Annotated in this window: 14 protein-coding genes and 1 pseudogene; 4 read left to right on the forward strand and 11 right to left on the reverse strand. The window is 66.1% G+C overall.

Features of this window, described 5'->3' with window-relative positions; translation table 11 throughout:
• Nucleotides 1-280: 280 nt before the first annotated feature.
• Nucleotides 281-955, forward strand: a pseudogene (locus K883_RS00125) (DUF2971 domain-containing protein); the annotation flags it as partial.
• Between the two features lie 6 nt (nucleotides 956-961).
• Here the strand turns inward: K883_RS00125 and K883_RS00130 are convergent.
• From K883_RS00130 to K883_RS00145, 5 genes are all read right to left on the reverse strand, one after another.
• A complete protein-coding gene (locus K883_RS00130) occupies nucleotides 962-1,171 on the reverse strand; it encodes a hypothetical protein (RefSeq protein ID WP_020823073.1) in 210 nt (69 codons plus the stop codon).
• Between the two features lie 148 nt (nucleotides 1,172-1,319).
• A complete protein-coding gene (locus K883_RS00135; RefSeq protein ID WP_020823074.1) occupies nucleotides 1,320-2,342 on the reverse strand; it encodes an SIR2 family protein in 1,023 nt (340 codons plus the stop codon).
• A gap of 1,014 nt (nucleotides 2,343-3,356) precedes the next feature.
• Nucleotides 3,357-3,650 (reverse strand): hypothetical protein, encoded by a 294-nt coding sequence (locus K883_RS27830; protein WP_162143675.1) that lies wholly within the window; start codon nucleotides 3,648-3,650, stop codon nucleotides 3,357-3,359.
• 314 nt (nucleotides 3,651-3,964) lie between these two features.
• Entirely contained in the window at nucleotides 3,965-4,537 is a 573-nt protein-coding gene (locus tag K883_RS00140) for a hypothetical protein (RefSeq protein ID WP_036453312.1), read from the reverse strand.
• Nucleotides 4,518-6,449: a putative alpha/beta hydrolase gene (locus K883_RS00145; RefSeq protein ID WP_020823077.1), complete on the reverse strand. Its 1,932-nt coding sequence runs from the start codon at nucleotides 6,447-6,449 to the stop codon at nucleotides 4,518-4,520. The genes K883_RS00140 and K883_RS00145 overlap by 20 nt, the downstream gene beginning before the upstream one ends.
• A gap of 223 nt (nucleotides 6,450-6,672) precedes the next feature.
• Between K883_RS00145 and K883_RS28510 the strand changes: the two genes are divergently transcribed.
• Nucleotides 6,673-6,957 (forward strand): hypothetical protein, encoded by a 285-nt coding sequence (locus K883_RS28510; RefSeq protein WP_330217017.1) that lies wholly within the window; start codon nucleotides 6,673-6,675, stop codon nucleotides 6,955-6,957.
• A 7-nt stretch (nucleotides 6,958-6,964) separates the two neighbouring features.
• Here the strand turns inward: K883_RS28510 and K883_RS00155 are convergent, their stop codons facing one another.
• The 5 genes from K883_RS00155 to K883_RS00175 all read right to left on the reverse strand — a co-directional run bounded on the left by K883_RS00155 (nucleotide 6,965) and on the right by K883_RS00175 (nucleotide 11,595).
• The gene (locus K883_RS00155) at nucleotides 6,965-7,156 is read right to left on the reverse strand and encodes a hypothetical protein (protein ID WP_008258453.1); all 192 of its coding nucleotides are present in this window, start codon (nucleotides 7,154-7,156) and stop codon (nucleotides 6,965-6,967) included.
• A gap of 209 nt (nucleotides 7,157-7,365) precedes the next feature.
• Nucleotides 7,366-8,634 carry an amidohydrolase family protein gene (locus K883_RS00160; protein ID WP_020823079.1) on the reverse strand — a complete coding sequence of 423 codons (1,269 nt, stop codon included), beginning with the start codon at nucleotides 8,632-8,634 and terminating at the stop codon, nucleotides 7,366-7,368.
• Between the two features lie 13 nt (nucleotides 8,635-8,647).
• Complete coding sequence (locus K883_RS00165; protein ID WP_020823080.1) at nucleotides 8,648-9,862, reverse strand: amidohydrolase family protein; 1,215 nt, start codon at nucleotides 9,860-9,862, stop codon at nucleotides 8,648-8,650.
• Between the two features lie 3 nt (nucleotides 9,863-9,865).
• Nucleotides 9,866-10,669, reverse strand: a complete 804-nt coding sequence (locus tag K883_RS00170) for an acetoacetate decarboxylase family protein (protein WP_020823081.1) — start codon at nucleotides 10,667-10,669, stop codon at nucleotides 9,866-9,868.
• Nucleotides 10,666-11,595, reverse strand: a complete 930-nt coding sequence (locus K883_RS00175) for an SDR family NAD(P)-dependent oxidoreductase (RefSeq protein ID WP_369798899.1) — start codon at nucleotides 11,593-11,595, stop codon at nucleotides 10,666-10,668. The genes K883_RS00170 and K883_RS00175 overlap by 4 nt, the downstream gene beginning before the upstream one ends.
• A 75-nt stretch (nucleotides 11,596-11,670) precedes the next feature.
• On the opposite strand from K883_RS00175, the gene K883_RS00180 reads away from it, so the two are divergent.
• Nucleotides 11,671-12,558: an IclR family transcriptional regulator gene (locus K883_RS00180; protein WP_020823083.1), complete on the forward strand. Its 888-nt coding sequence runs from the start codon at nucleotides 11,671-11,673 to the stop codon at nucleotides 12,556-12,558.
• Here K883_RS00180 and K883_RS00185 read toward each other — a convergent pair.
• Nucleotides 12,555-13,829, reverse strand: a complete 1,275-nt coding sequence (locus tag K883_RS00185; protein ID WP_020823084.1) for an amidohydrolase family protein — start codon at nucleotides 13,827-13,829, stop codon at nucleotides 12,555-12,557. The two genes, K883_RS00180 and K883_RS00185, sit on opposite strands and share 4 nt — an antisense overlap.
• 95 nt (nucleotides 13,830-13,924) lie before the next feature.
• On the opposite strand from K883_RS00185, the gene K883_RS00190 reads away from it, so the two are divergent.
• Complete coding sequence (locus tag K883_RS00190; RefSeq protein WP_020823085.1) at nucleotides 13,925-14,143, forward strand: hypothetical protein; 219 nt, start codon at nucleotides 13,925-13,927, stop codon at nucleotides 14,141-14,143.
• Nucleotides 14,144-14,219 lie beyond the last annotated feature (76 nt).

The following is a 14,219-nucleotide window of genomic DNA, read 5'->3' on the forward strand; positions in this document are numbered from 1 at the left end:
ACCGTGGACGTTGCTGGTCTACCACTCGCGCGCTGAGCCGCGGTTAGAGGGGGTGGGAGGCGCCCCCGGCGCTGTTTGTGCGCACCTCGCACGGCCAGCGACTCTTCTCTCTCGGAATAGTCAGGACGAGGCCGGGTCGGCGTCACGCCGCGTTGACGAGGGACCATGTGACAGCCCTTGCGGCCCCGCCTGTCGGCCATCGTGATGTCGGGACGGTTCGTCTTGGCGACATAGAGGCTGCTATCGCTGTACCCCGCAGCGCGCCCAGCAGTGGAGTGGCTACGGGGACAATGGACGCGGCCTGGCGCTCGGGTTTGACTCCGAACACATTGCTGCGCTTAAAGTTCCCCAGTATCGCCACGGCCGCGATGGCCAGTTGACGCCAATGAAAGCGATCGTCACCCGAGGTCCCAATTCTGTTGACACAGTGGAATTTAAATGGGGGGCACACCTACAGAAGGTCGCGTACGGTGATGCCGCCCGGGACCGCGTCGTAGATGGCCTAATTGACTCGGTGCAGCGGATCGGCGAGACCAGCGACAGCTTCGACAGCAACGTGGCCAACTGTATATCCCAGACCCACGCCCTGGCACACCGTCTGCCGCTGGTGAAGCGCTCGGAGTGGGAATATGAGCAAGAGCACCGCATCACCATCACTGAACACATCGGTGGCAGAAGTCTTTCCTACAGGCGTGGTGTGAACAGCCTGGGTAAGCCGTTCTCCGTTTATGCCCAGGGGCCGTTGGAAACGGTGGATGTGCAGTTCCGCCCGGGGGACGCGACCATGTTCAAGCCGTACGTGGCGCTGCCATTCGAACGGGAAGCCTTAGTCGAAGTCATCACAGGCCCAGTGGTGAAGCACCAACTGGTCGAGGCCACGCTGCGGCGGATACTGGATCGAAACGGCTTCCGCGACACCAAAATCAAAGAGTCGCAGTCCCCGTATCAGGGCTGATCCGAATTAGCCGGAAGCGCGTGCAACGTCGGCGCGGACACGGTCGGCCCGCATACACGCCAGCACGTCCATCCCATCCCCGTCATCATCTTGGTCCACCTCCATCGCATCCAGCTTCGTACCCACCGCCGGAACCTGTTGCCCCAGACCATAAACCAAGGCCTGCTGGGCAAAAAGCTTGTGGCACAATTCCGCTGAACGGTGAATGCCCTCCAACGCGGCACCCCAGGGGCGCGGAACAGCGCTCGGTGCGTTCCTGGTCGATGGCGAACGCTTCATCGGTCAGCGGCTCACGCCGATCCGTAAAGGACGGCAACAGCACGCTGGCCGCCCAGTTGGCCCAACAATCATGAGACGCTCACAGCTAGCCTGCGAACGCCTCCACCCAGTTCGGTAAAGCGTTTTCTTCCTGGCCGGCGTACTGAGGGATTACGTGTTCGTCAATCGCACCAGCGGCGGGGGCCTCGAGCCCGAACGTGTCGAGGACACGGCCGACTATTCGATCTGAGAAATCAACTGGAGTAATCGTGCTCTCATCGGCGATCTCAAAATTCGTCGCCAACATCGAACTAACTATCAAATCACTCTCGGGAAGGCTGAAGCCCATGATCACCAATTCGTCAGCTTCCTGCAGTGCCTCCGCAGCCAAAGCCCACAACCGACGAAGCGTGCGATTGCCGTAATAGGGACTTTTTACGGCCGTCGGCGGAACGATCATGGGATCGCGATCGCTCGACAACATGTCATCGCTCCCGTAGTGTTTGTCGAGCGCCCATCCTCTCGCAACCCCCGTGATGTAAATTGTGTCCCCCGGTGGGCTGTCCGGCCCCGAATATCTCCAATTTAAGGACCCGTGCAGTTTTAAAAGGCGCATCCCAGGCGGGAGTTGTCTCAGCCCGCCCAAGACCGAGCCCGTTCGGGAACTAGTAAATGTCAGAGGGATTGGATACAGCTCGACCATGCTCCGCTGCTCCCCCACCTGCTCGGCCCAGGCCGCCTCAACGAGCAGATCATAGTTGAACGTGATTATTTGACATTCGTTGCGCTGCCAATAGTCGACCAATTGACCTAGCCACTCTGGGCAATCCTCATGAGCCCGCACAGCGGTTTCGCGCTCAGCGAGAACATCATGCACGGCGCGCGCGACATCGGAGAAAGCGCCACGATTACGAAACCGCTCGCCGTCGGAAAGCCAGGGTGGCGATTCAATGAGGTAACTCAGCCACTGTTCAAAATTATTTGCTATCGGAGTCGACGCCGCGGGGATATCGGGCTTTCCCTTCGCTTTCAAGTTCGCTTTGACGGCCTCCGAAAGTTCTTTCAGGGTCGGCATTTCATTGCTGATGGCGCGACTGAATCCCGACCCCAACACGAATACTTGGCTCATAATCGCTCGATCCAGACTGGTCTGTCGATCGTTACGGCCCGGGTTGCCACGTACTCGCGCCATATGGGGATGACGACACACATACCAGGCCGATGCCGCGGGGCGACACGGCCGAGCCTTCGCCGCTTTGGCAGGGTGCACCGATCTCGTGCACGCCAGACCATCCGGCTGTTTGCACCCAATTGCCGAACGACGGGCATGCCAGCACCGACCCATCGACCGCGTAGCCGAATGTCGGTCCATATGGCTCGTACGGCCGGCCGAGCACAGCGCCGTGGGCCATCGGCGGACCGCACTTCAGGCTGGGGTTGTCCGCGGTAACCGTGACGGTCGGTGGTGTTGATGTCGCTGGCGGGATGGCTGGTGCCGCGATGGGCGGTGGAGCGGCAGGTGGCGGCGCGGCGGCGATTGACGACGACGCGGTGGTGGCCGGCGGGACGGGTGCCGAACTGGGCCCCGATACGTTATGTCGCCACGTCCCAAAATGAACGCCGTAATCACTAACGCGCCGGCGGCGACGGTGGCGAGCAAATCCGCAGAGACCGGGCAACGGCCGCCGATCATCTTGTGCTCCCTCGACTTCCGATGCGTCGTTGTCGACCGACCACGCCAGCCCGGCCTCGCCCAGTTCTCTGGCAGCCGTGACCTCGACGGTTTGAGGATCGGCGGCGGCCGCCGCGGTGTCGTCGGTGTCCTTTTCAGTCATCCCAGATGTCCTCGGGGGCAATCACGGTATTCGGCCTCAACGGTACGGCCTAGCCGTAGCTGTTGTGGACGATATGCGATGATCACCGCCGCCACGACCGGCTCAGCGTCATAGGTCGAGGTAGTCCTCGGCGAGCGGCACAGTCCGATCGTCGTAAGTCACAACCCGGTGGTCGGCGTGGACAGTGACACCTTCCCCAGTGCGGCGCCAAAACTGCCGTCTTTTCAGCGGGTGGGCGACGGTTATAGCCGCCGAGTCGCGTAAATCGTGGGCGGCTCAGCTTCCGACTAACTCCGGCCCCAGGGCATTCACCGGCCGGGGGCGGGCATGGGCATGTTCGGCATCGGCGACATGCTCGGCCTGTTCTCCATCGGCATTTTCATGCCTTTCATCATTGAGGCACAGCAATCCTTCGACTGGGCTGCCGGCGGGTCCGCTTTCATCATGGAGCAGCAGTCCGACTTAGCGAAGAGGAGATAGACGACGGCGATGATGACAACGATGCCGACGGCGATGCCGACGATGGCGAGGATTCGGTAAAGCCAGCGAGTCCACGCCGGGCCGGTCGGAGTAGGTGATGTGGTGGAAGCGGTGTCGGTCATCACTCCTTGCCTTTCATGCGGGATAACCTCGTATTATCCGTCGGCGGCAGCCAGCTAGCCAGGCCAACGCCTTACCCTGAGATTCCCGGCGCACGCTCGAGGTGTCTCGTCGTCACACCTCGTCAATCACGCCACCAAGCGTGGTGACTAGTCCGAAGGGTCGAAAGGGCCAGGAATTTCTGGCGGTTGGCAGCCCCCTCTCGCGTTGTCCCACAATGGATTTGCCCCTTAGGCATGATCGGTGCAGGGATTCAAGGTCGCTCCCCACAGTGCTAGCACCTATCGGGTCCTGACCAGCCGTTCGGCAAAGAACCCTATCGAGCCGCCAGCTCATCGTTGATGTTGGTCCATTGGCCTTCGCCCTTGTGGTTGCCCATGTTTCGGCATTGGCCATCGAGGATGATCTGCCCGTAGGCGTGGTCGGACGGCATGTAGCTGATGCTGGCGGCCACGCCGTCTTTGTTCAGTGAGGCGCCGTGGTAGTGCTGTCCAGCTGGCGCCCCCTCGTTCCAGCCGTGCGCGATCATCGCCGCGCGTACTTGCTGGAAATACGCATCGGGGTCCCCGTGGATCAGGAAGCTGAGCGTGACGGTGCCCTGAAACGGCGGATCCCCTTGGTCGTTGCACGAGGCGAACGAGAACGCCCCGCTGACTCCCTCCAGCTTCGCGGCGGCGACGATCTGCTTGGCCGGCTCGATCACCTGCGCCTTGGTCTGGTCGTCGCTCATGGGATGGGCCGTATCCTCGTACGGATTCGTCGATCCCGCGGCATGTGGTTTGTGTAGCACTGGCGCGCATCCTCCTAACAACACGGCGACGACCACTAGCGAACTGATCAGCGCTTGGCGCAACGGCATACGTTGTTCCTCAATGGTGGTGTTGAGCATCGAAAACATGGTTGTCGGTGATAGACCCTGGCGACCGCTCCCACTCCGGGTCGATGACGGCGGGCGTGTGCGGGCCGATGGTGACCGGGGGCAGGCCGGGGATCCTGACCTGTACGCCACCCAACGAATGGCGATGATCGGCGGTCATGCCGTCGGCTTGTAGTTGGTCACCGTGGCCGGACACGATGTCGGACATGCCATAGAGGGCTTCGCTGCCCCGGTGGTAGTAGTACGAGTGGTCATGGGGATTGATGCCATCGGAGCCGGGGACCTCGGCGCGGAAGCGTACCGACCCGAACCCGTCGACCGCGGGGTCGGTACCCAGGCTGGGGTTGGTGCCGAAGAAGTTCTCGCCGAAGAGTTTCTTGCTCGCGCCGTCGAGATGTCCGAGCATGCCGACCGGATCGGTGGAGGCATCCCCCACGAAGACGTGTCCACCGTCGAGGTGGAATTGTTCGGCGCTGCGGGCCATGTCGGTTCCGGGGCAGCCCAGCAGCACGGCGTCGTTGGCGTGCATGTTGTGCATGGCGAAGGCGTCGGCGACGGTGGTCGAACCATACGAGTGGCCCAAGACGGTGACATGTTGGCCCGCCCCGAGGTGCGTCGCCCACAGACCGTTGACGTCCTGGGCCAGCGACGCACTGCCCGCGCGAGCCAGCGCCGGGGTGGAGATGCGCTGGACGTCGTCGAATCCGTTGGGGGCGTCGTAGCCCATCCACGCGATGACCGCCGTCGGGTTATGGGGGTCGGCGGCGTTAGCCTGTTCGAACAGGTTGATCGCGTCGTTGTGGCCGTCGTGTAGCCAGCCGCCTTTGACGCTGCTGCTGGTGCCGGGCACGATCACCGCGGTGTTCTTGGCGGTGTCGGGGTTGCCGATCGCGATCGCCGCACGGCCCTTGCCGCCGAATGCCGTTGGGTCATAAGCGAATAGGTAGACCGGTTTCGGGTGAAGCGGGTCTCCGGCGTCGTGGTCGAGGCCTAGCTTGGTCTCGTTGGCGTTCTGGTAGCGGGTCACATCCGTGGCCGACAAACCGAACTTCGCGGGGTCGCGAAGCACGTCATCCACCGAGACACCGTTGCGGCTGGCGATGCCCCGCACGCGGTCGAGGTCTTGGTTCATCACCGTGAGGTTGGCGTCATTGCGCGCCAGAATGGGGACGCCGTTGAGGTTGCCGATCTGGTCGGGGTGCTCGGCCATGAAGCGCTGCCGCTGCTGGGGGGTCAGGGATGTCCACCAGCGATTGACGTCCTCGGGACTGGCGCTCGGCGGGGGGATCTCGGTGTCGGCGTCAACTGGCGCCAGGACGTTCGGGTCGTAGCCATCGGTGCGCAAATTGCCCAGACAGTTCTGCAGCGTGGCCGAGTAGCCGTCACGAATCGACTGCAGGTCGCCAAGAGCATCCCGGACGTCATCGGTTGCGTCGGCCCTCGCGTCGTCGATCAGCTTCTTCAGAAAGGCCTCGGTTTTCGCGTCGGGGTGGCCGTATTGCAGGTCGTGCTGGGCCGCGTCGATGATGTGGTCGAGTCCCTGCAGCGCGTGTTCCAGCGTGGAGATTCGTTGAGCTCCGGCTTTCTGCGCCTCGGCCAACGCGGCGGCGATGTTCTCCAGATCGCTACCGATTTTGGGTAACTGCTCGGATTGCGCACCCAAGGATTTGATGACCCGCTGCACTTCAGCGGAGTCGTTGATCGGGTGATCGCCGTTCTGGTGGTTCCAGGCCGCATCAAAGCGCTTCCGGGCTTGCTCGAAGGCGTGGTCGGCTTCGGCCGTGTGTCGACCCGCGCCGTGGAAGGCTTCCGCCAGGCTCGAAATCTGAGCCGGGCTGCCCGCCTGCAGGCTCTGGTTGATCGCCCAGGGGTCTCCACCGGCCCGGGCGATCAGATCGGCCACGCTGAGCCACTTCAGCTGCATCGCTCCGCCCGAAAACCTAGCTGATAATTCTCCACACCAGCTATGACGCTACCCCACCCGGGGGTCGTCCAAGTTAGCTACATCCGGCGACGCGCCGCAAGTCACTGCCGCGCTCCGCCGTGGCCGATGCCCTCCGATTCCCGGGCTCGCCCGGGTGCACTCAAACGGCCACCCGGCGCCGGGGCCTGGGGTTACGATCTGCGCACGGAGCTACAGATTCGAGGTGGCCATGCATCGCACCCGACGTTTTGTCACCACATTCATCGCGGCCATCGCGCCGATGATCGCCGTCGCCACATTCGCCGCGACACCACCCGCCGCGGCCGACCCGATATGCGGGACGGCGGGAACGCCGCCCTGCGCGGGACCTAGCCCGTTGACACCCGAACAGCAGTGCGCGTTCATCGCGTGGCGATCGATGATGCCGTGCAACTGGCTCGGAATGCAGGTGCCCGCCGGCACGCCGGGAAGTTGGGACAACCCACCGGCACCGCCACCCGAGCCGTAATCCTCGCTTACCAACCCCAGTCGTCATCGTCGAGGACGTCCACGGTGAGGCTGCTGTCGGCGGGTGCTTTGGTCCCGTAGGTAAAGGTGAGCAGGGTGCGGTCGTCGTCGAGGGGTTCCGTCGCGACGACGGTGGCGTGCCCGACCTTCATGCGGATCCTGTCTCCGGGCTTCAGTTCGTCGACGCGTTTCAGGGGCACGCTCAACCCATCAGCACCGGTGCAACAGGTAATTCCGCAGATACCGTGGTCATCATCGCCATCCTTTCACGGCTGGCAATGCCTCCCGCGGCCACGCAAGCGCATTCGCGGACGCGGCGTCCTCACGTGTCGTTCAGATGCGCTGCGCCGCAACGGAATACCGCCCTGGCGGCGCGCTCCGGAGTAGGCGCCGAGACCCCTGGAACTATTCAGTTCTGCACGAGATCGGGGATCGGCTCCGCGTCCGTCAGCCAGTGGCGTCCGACCTGTCGTGCCGCCTCCCACTTGGGGATGCTGACCGCATCGTCCTGGCCGAGGTCCTCGGGGGTCGGGCCGATGCGCTCGGCCAGCGAGGCGAGGGCCCCGAGGTCGAAGTTGTAGACCTCGGCCGCCGCCAGGCCCAGCATCTGGCGGGTCTCCTCGACGGGAATGTCCCAGAAGGAGCGGCGCAGCCAGTCGCGGGTATGCGGCCAGGTACCCTCCGGATGGGGAAAGTCGTTGCCCCACAGTATGTTCGATACGCCGATCTCGTAGCGGCGTGCCAGCTCCCGGCGTTCGGTGGTGGTGGCCCCGATGAAGCAGTTCCGGTCGAAGTAGGCCGACGGCGGCATCGTCAGGTCGCCCTCCATCAGATGGCTCATCTTCTTGGCCGAGTGCTCACGCAAATACCGCGTGTCCATCAGCCAGAGCAGATCGTTGGCCCAGAACGCGCCGCACTCGGTGACCCCCCAGCGCAGCCCGGGGAAGCGCTCGAACACGCCCGACCACAGCGCGAACCACAGGGGCCGGGCGCCCCACCAGCGCACCTCGGTCACGTAGATGCCCAGGTGCCCGCCGTACTCCTCCTGCGGGGCGGGACCGGAATGGCTGTGGATCGGCATCTGCAGGTCCTGACAGGCGGCCCAGACCTTGTCGTAGCGACGATCGTGATACGGCGGGTAGCCGACCCAGCGCGCGGGAATCAGGATCCCGCCGCGCAGTCCGGATTCCGCCGCTCGGGTGATCTCGGCGACCGCCGCGTCGACGTCGGCCAGTATCGGCACCACCGCCACCCCGGCGCGCCGCTCGGGGCTGTGGCTGCACAGTTCGGCCAGCCAGCGGTTGTGGGCCCGCGCCCCGGCCATGGCGCGCCCCGGGTCGAGGTCGCCCGACTGGCCCAGTCCGGCGCCGAACGGGGCGCCGGCCACGCCGGTCACGGCGTCGGCGTCGGGGAAGATGACCTCGCCGACCACCCCGTCGCCGTCGAGTTCCCTGTCGCGCAGGCCGACGTCCCATCCCCCGGCGATGCCGTCGCCGTGCTCGGAGAACCACTCCTGCGCGAACTCCTCGTCGATGAACCCGCCTGCCTGCGCCGCGGCGGTCTTCTCGGCCAGGTAGGCCTCGAAGTCCTCGCGGTACTGGGGGTCGACGTATTCGCGGTACCGCTCGGTGGGGAGTTCGGCGTGGGTGTCCGCGGAGATGATGATGTAGGGGTTCACGGGCGGTCCTTCCTTACCAGGCACGGATGGGGTCGGGTTCGAAGACGGTGCTGCGCGCGTCGGCGGGCACGGTGTCCAGCGGCTCGGCGACCTCGGCCACGGTCGGGCCGATCCGCTCGACGAGCGGCGCGAGAACCTGGAGGTCGAAGCCGTACACGGCGGCCGCGTTCCCGCCCAAAATGGCCGCCACCTCCTCGGCCGGAACGCGGGAGAAGGTGTGGCGCAACGCTTCCCGCGTGTAGGGGGCGGTGCCCTCGTAGTGCGGGTAGTCGCTTCCCCACATGATGCGGTCGACGCCGATGCGGTGCCGCTCGGCGCACTCGACGGGACGCATGAAACTGGCGCCGACGTAACACTGGCGGGCCCAGAATTCGCTCGGCTTGAGGCTCAGCGAGCCGGCGGTGGGCCCGGCGAACCGGGCGATCGCCGAGTTCTCCCGCCCGTAGCGGGCCGCCGCCACGTCGAGCGAGTCGAGGGTCGCCGGGATCCACCCCGCGCCCTGCTCGGTGAAGACCACGGTGAGGTCCGGATGGCGATCCAGCGCGCCGCTGAAGATCAAGTGCCACAACGCACGATGCGCCCACCAGTGCGTCTCGTACACCCACACCGCGAACGAGCTGCCCCACCCGTCCGTCGGGCTCGGCCCGGCATTGCCGCCGTGGTGGTTGACCACCAGGCCGGCCTCCGCGCACGCCGCCCACAGCGGCTCCCAGTGCTCGGCGTAGAGCGCGGGAATGCCCGTGCCCGGGGCGATCCCGGGCAGCAACACCCCGCCGCGCAGGCCCAGCTTGGCGATCTGCGCCACCTCGGCGATGGCCTCGTCGATGTCCGGCAGCAGGATCTGGCCCACCCCGGCGCGCCGCTCGGGCGAGGCGGAGCAGAAGTCGGCGAGCCAGCGATTGTGCGCGCGCAGCCCGGCCCAGCGCAGCTCGAGCTCGCGGGCGGTCTCGGGTGGCGGGGCGGCCAGGCTCGCCTGAGGAAAGAACGGCGGCACGGTGTTGGGGTAAATGACTTCCCCCGCAATGCCTTCGGAATCCAGGTCGGCGTTGCGCCGATCGCTGTTCCAGTTGCGCTCGGCCTCGGGCTCGGTGAGATCACCGAACGGGTTGACGTATGTCTTTGCCCAACCGTCGAATTCGTCCCGGTACTGCGGATCGAGGTACTCGCGGTAGGCGAGCAGGTCGGCACCCGCGTGGCAGTCAGCCGAAATGACGGTGTAGCGGTCCATGGGTCAGGCCCGCGCCGGCTCGGGCCTCGGGGCGGCGAGCAGGGCGACGTCGTCGTAGCGCTGGTGCACGTAGGGCAGCAGCCACTCCTGCGGCACCCGCGCCGCGATCCGGCCCACCTGGACGGTGCGCCGCCGACACCAGGTGATCGACCTGATCTGACGAACGACGATGTCGGCCACCGGATCCAACGGCGACTCCCCCAGCTCGAGGGTGCCGTCGATGTTCTCCAACAGCTCGTAGTGGCGGTGGTACTCGCCATAAACCAGGTGGGGGTCGGTGATGCCGCTGCCATCGGGGGCCCGCAGGAACTTGAAGTAGAACTCGGTATTCATCTGGTCGGGGGGCAATTCCGCCGGGCCGGTGATCTGTCCGTTCAGCCTGATGAGCGCATAGCCCAGCCGGTCCACGGTGGCGGTGACGCGATCGCCGTCGCGCTCCACCTCGATGCGGGCCAATTTCTTTGGCTCGCCGAATGTTTCGCGCCCGCCGGTGACCGACTGTTCGGTGGACTGGGGCATGAAGAGCGGGTAGTCGCCCTCGACGTCGCCGTGCCGGGCGGTCACCGAGAACACCGCCGACCCGAAGGGCGCCATGCCCTCGATCCGCACCCGCTGCAGCTGGATGCGCACCAGTGGTTCGGCTGCGGGCTGCAGCGGGCGGGGCAGCACGGCCGCGACGATCTCCGGATCGGTGAGGTAGGTGACGGTCACCGCCTCGGTGGCGATGGGCGCCTTGGTGGCATCGATCTCGTGGTCGACCTGCGCCTCGGGCGGGCGAGGACCGTAGCGAATGACGTTGGTGTTCAACGCTTTCCTCCTTCACTGTTTTCGGCGTGCCGCCCGAGGACGTCGACGAGGTAGTCGGGCGCGCCGCGGGAAAGGATCGAGGCCGCCTTGGCGCTCACCACCTGATCGGCCGGGGTGGGCGGGCCCATCATCCAGAAGCGGTCCGCGCGAATCCCGTCCACCACCTGGTCGGCGACGGTCTCGAGCGGGGTGAACTCGACGTGCGCGCCGGCGGCCTCGAAGCGGGCCACGACCTTGTCCAGCGTCTGCTCGGGCGTGCGACGTTGCTGGGTCGCGGCGTAGCGCTCCGGGCGATGCCGCCACGACTCCCAGATGCCGGTGTTCAAAAAGCCGCCGGGGAACAGGACGTGCGCCCGGACGCCCGTCCCCGCCATCTCCAGGTGGGTGTAGAGGCTCTCGGTGAGGCAGAGCACCGCCGCCTTGGTCATCGGGTAGACCGCGGTGGCGGGTCCGCCCATGGCGCCCCGGGCGATCGGGGCGAACCCGCCGTTGCCCGAGCAGGTGTTGACCACGTGTCCCTCGCCCTGCTCGAGCAGGAGCGGCACGAACGCCTTGATGCCGTGGATGATGCCGAGCACGTTGACGTCGATCCCCCAGCGCCAGTCGGCCAGGTCGTGCTCCCACATGTAGCCCTCGGAGACGCCGCCGGTGCCGGCGTTGTTGCACACCACGTGGACCGCGCCGAAGCGCGAGACCGCCTCCTTGGCCAGCGACTCGACCGAGGAATAGTCGGTGACGTCGGTGAGAACCCCGGCGGCCTCGACGCCCTCCTCCGCGAGCGCCCGAGTCGCCTCCTCGAGGGGTTCGGCGAGCACGTCGGCCAGCACCACCCTCATGCCCTCGCGGCCGAAACGGCGGCCCATGGCCCGGCCGATGCCCCCGGCCCCGCCGGTCACGACCGCCACCTTGCCCCGCAGGTCTTCCATTGTGGTCATGGTCACATGGTCGCGTATACCACCGCAAGCAGTCGCATTATGCGACTATCGGGCTACTGTTCTTCCATGGCGCCGCGCCCCTCCCCGCAGACCGAACGGGTGGTGAACCTGTTCGAGCAGCTGGCGGGCGACGGGAGCCGCGGGATGACATTGGCCGAGGTGTCGCGCCACTTGAGCGTGCACAAGGCCAGCTGCCACTCGATGTTGTCCGAGCTACTGCGGGCCGGCTGGCTGCTGCGCGACCCGGTGCGCAAGACCTACCACCTCGGTCCCGCTCTGGTCCGGCTCGGCCGCGAGGCCGCGGGCCGCTACCCGGCGCTGGTGTTGGCCCGCTCCGCGATGGCCGAGCTGTCGGCCGCGACGGGCGCGCACTGCGTGGCCTTCTCGGTGAGCGAGGACTACTCCACCGTCGTCGATCAGGTCCGGAGCCGTCGCGGCGGCGGTCACCCGATGCCGATCGGCACCCAGTTCCCGCACCGTCCGCCGTACGGGGCGTCGACCGTTGCCTGGGCCGGTCCCGAGGTCCGGGAGCGCTGGCTGGCCACGCTGCCCGACGACGTGCGCGATCGCTACCGCGAGGCCATCACCAATGCCCGGCGGCGTGGGTACGCGGTCGGCCTGCATCTCCTGCCCGATCTGCGCCTGCAGGAACTGGCCCTGATCGTGCGCAGTGCCGAGGTGCGGTCCACCCGGCTGAGCCGGCTGGCGCAGGAATTGACCGACGAGCTGATCCACCAGGAGGAGTGGTTCCCGATCGACCTCGACGCGGACCGCACCTACGAGGTGAGCCACATCGACTCCCCGATCCTGGGCCCCGGGTCGCGCATCGCCCTGATGCTCAGCCTGGTCCCCAGCGCCGAGCCGACGAGCGGCGCGGCGGTCACCGGCCTTGGGGCGCAACTCGCTTCGGCGACGCGCCGGCTGAGCGCCGCCCTGAGCGACGAATCCGGTTAGTGCCGCTGCGGAGCCAGCCGCTTGAGGGCCAGGCCCCCTTCGAATGGTCGGTAGCCGAAGGCCGCCGGGGCGCGATATCCCGTGTCCTCGAGGGGGGTCCGCACCTCGGCGACGGTGGGCCCGATCTTGCCGGCGATCGGCACCAGCGCTTCGAGATCGAATCGGTACAGGCGACCGGCGTTGCCGCCCAAGATCTTTCGGCAGACGTCCTCCGGCCTGTCGTGCAGGGCCCAACGAATGGCCAACGTGGAGTGGGGCGCAAATCCCTCCTCGTGGGGATAGTCACTGCCCCACATGATGTGATCGGGGCCCATGAAGTCGATCATCGAGGAGTCGTACGGCATCAGCTCGGTGGCCAAATAGCAGTTCCGCTGGACGTATTCGCTCGGAGTCAGGGAGAGCTCGTCGACCGACGATCCGCCGAACATTCCATAGGTGCGGTTGCCCGCGTCCGACTTCATGGTCGGCACCATGGCGTCGAGGACGGCGAGTTGCCCGGGCACCCAGAGCGTGCCCTGCTCGGTCGGCACGAAGCGCAACGTCGGGTAGCGCTCGAACACCCCGGCCAGGATCAGGTGACCCAGGGTCCGCTGGGCCCACAACGCCATTTCGGTGATCAACACCGCGTTGGAGGCCGGCTGGTCCATCGGCATCTCGGGACTGCCGGCGCCCGCGTGCTGCACCACCGTGAGGTCCAATTCCGCGCACAGCGCCCAAAGTGGTTCGTAGCGGGTGTGAAACAGCGGGGCCACCTGCGAATCGCCGGGCGACACCGGCGGGATGAGCACGCCGCCAAAGCAATCCTGCTCCGCGCCCCAGCGGATCTCCTCCAGCGCCAACTCGACATCGTTGGGAAAGATCTGGATCAGCCCGCGCCGCCGGGCGGGCGCCAGCGAACAGAAGTCGACCTGCCACCGGTTGTGGGCCTGCACGCCGGCCCAACGTTGTTCGAACTCCGCACGCGTGCGCGGCAAGCTGATGGTGATGTTGGGGGTCGTCGGGAAGAACGGCGGAACGGTGTTGGGCAGCAGGACCTCGGCGGCCACCCCGTCGGCGTCCATCTCGGCGATCCGAAGCTCGTGGTCCCAGTTCCGGTTGGCTGTGGCCACGATCAGATCGTCGAACGGGCTGGCGTAGGCCTTGGCCCACGCATCGAACTCCTCGTGCAGGCCGGCAGGCAGGTACGGTTTGTAGTCGTAAAGGTCCGCCCCGGCGTGGGTGTCCGTCGAGATGACGACGTAGCGATCCAGCGTGTCCCAGCTTGTAGCCATCGCACCTCCAAAGGTACGTCGAGTATAGGAGAAACGGGTCGGCTCGCGAAGGGCCAACGAAACGTTCGGTCCGCGACCGGAGCAAGATGTCCTCCGTGAGTTGGACGAGGCACGACGGCAGGGCGCTCGCGGACATCAGCCTGGACGGCGAAGCGCTGCACGCCGAGCTGGAAGACTATATCCGCGTTGACAATCCGCATCTGACGGACGTTCGACTCGAGCGGGCCACCGCGAGCGAGTCGTCCGACGCCGAACCGCAGAAGCGCTGGTATGAAGTCACCTACCTGGCCGAAGACCCGGAGGGCAACCGGTAGCCGCGGGACGCGGCGGCCCATTTTCCCGCGCGCACGCCGACCGCGGCGCTAAATTCCTGTCCTGAGCGTTGCGAAG

It is taken from the genome of Mycobacterium sp. TKK-01-0059 (genome assembly GCF_000709305.1).
GTDB classification, from domain to species: domain Bacteria; phylum Actinomycetota; class Actinomycetes; order Mycobacteriales; family Mycobacteriaceae; genus Mycobacterium; species Mycobacterium intracellulare.

Bases quoted from the DNA above. Each gene is read 5' to 3' on its own strand.
- K883_RS00135 (WP_020823074.1), bottom strand. From the start codon at position 2,342: ATGAGCCAAGTATTCGTGTTGGGGTCGGGATTCAGTCGCGCCATCAGC.
- K883_RS27830 (WP_162143675.1), bottom strand. From the start codon at position 3,650: ATGACCGACACCGCTTCCACCACATCACCTACTCCGACCGGCCCGGCG.
- K883_RS00140 (WP_036453312.1), bottom strand. From the start codon at position 4,537: ATGCTCAACACCACCATTGAGGAACAACGTATGCCGTTGCGCCAAGCG.
- K883_RS00145 (WP_020823077.1), bottom strand. From the start codon at position 6,449: ATGCAGCTGAAGTGGCTCAGCGTGGCCGATCTGATCGCCCGGGCCGGT.
- K883_RS00165 (WP_020823080.1), bottom strand. From the start codon at position 9,862: ATGGACCGCTACACCGTCATTTCGGCTGACTGCCACGCGGGTGCCGAC.
- K883_RS00175 (WP_369798899.1), bottom strand. From the start codon at position 11,595: ATGGAAGACCTGCGGGGCAAGGTGGCGGTCGTGACCGGCGGGGCCGGG.
- K883_RS00180 (WP_020823083.1), top strand. From the start codon at position 11,671: ATGGCGCCGCGCCCCTCCCCGCAGACCGAACGGGTGGTGAACCTGTTC.
- K883_RS00185 (WP_020823084.1), bottom strand. From the start codon at position 13,829: ATGGCTACAAGCTGGGACACGCTGGATCGCTACGTCGTCATCTCGACG.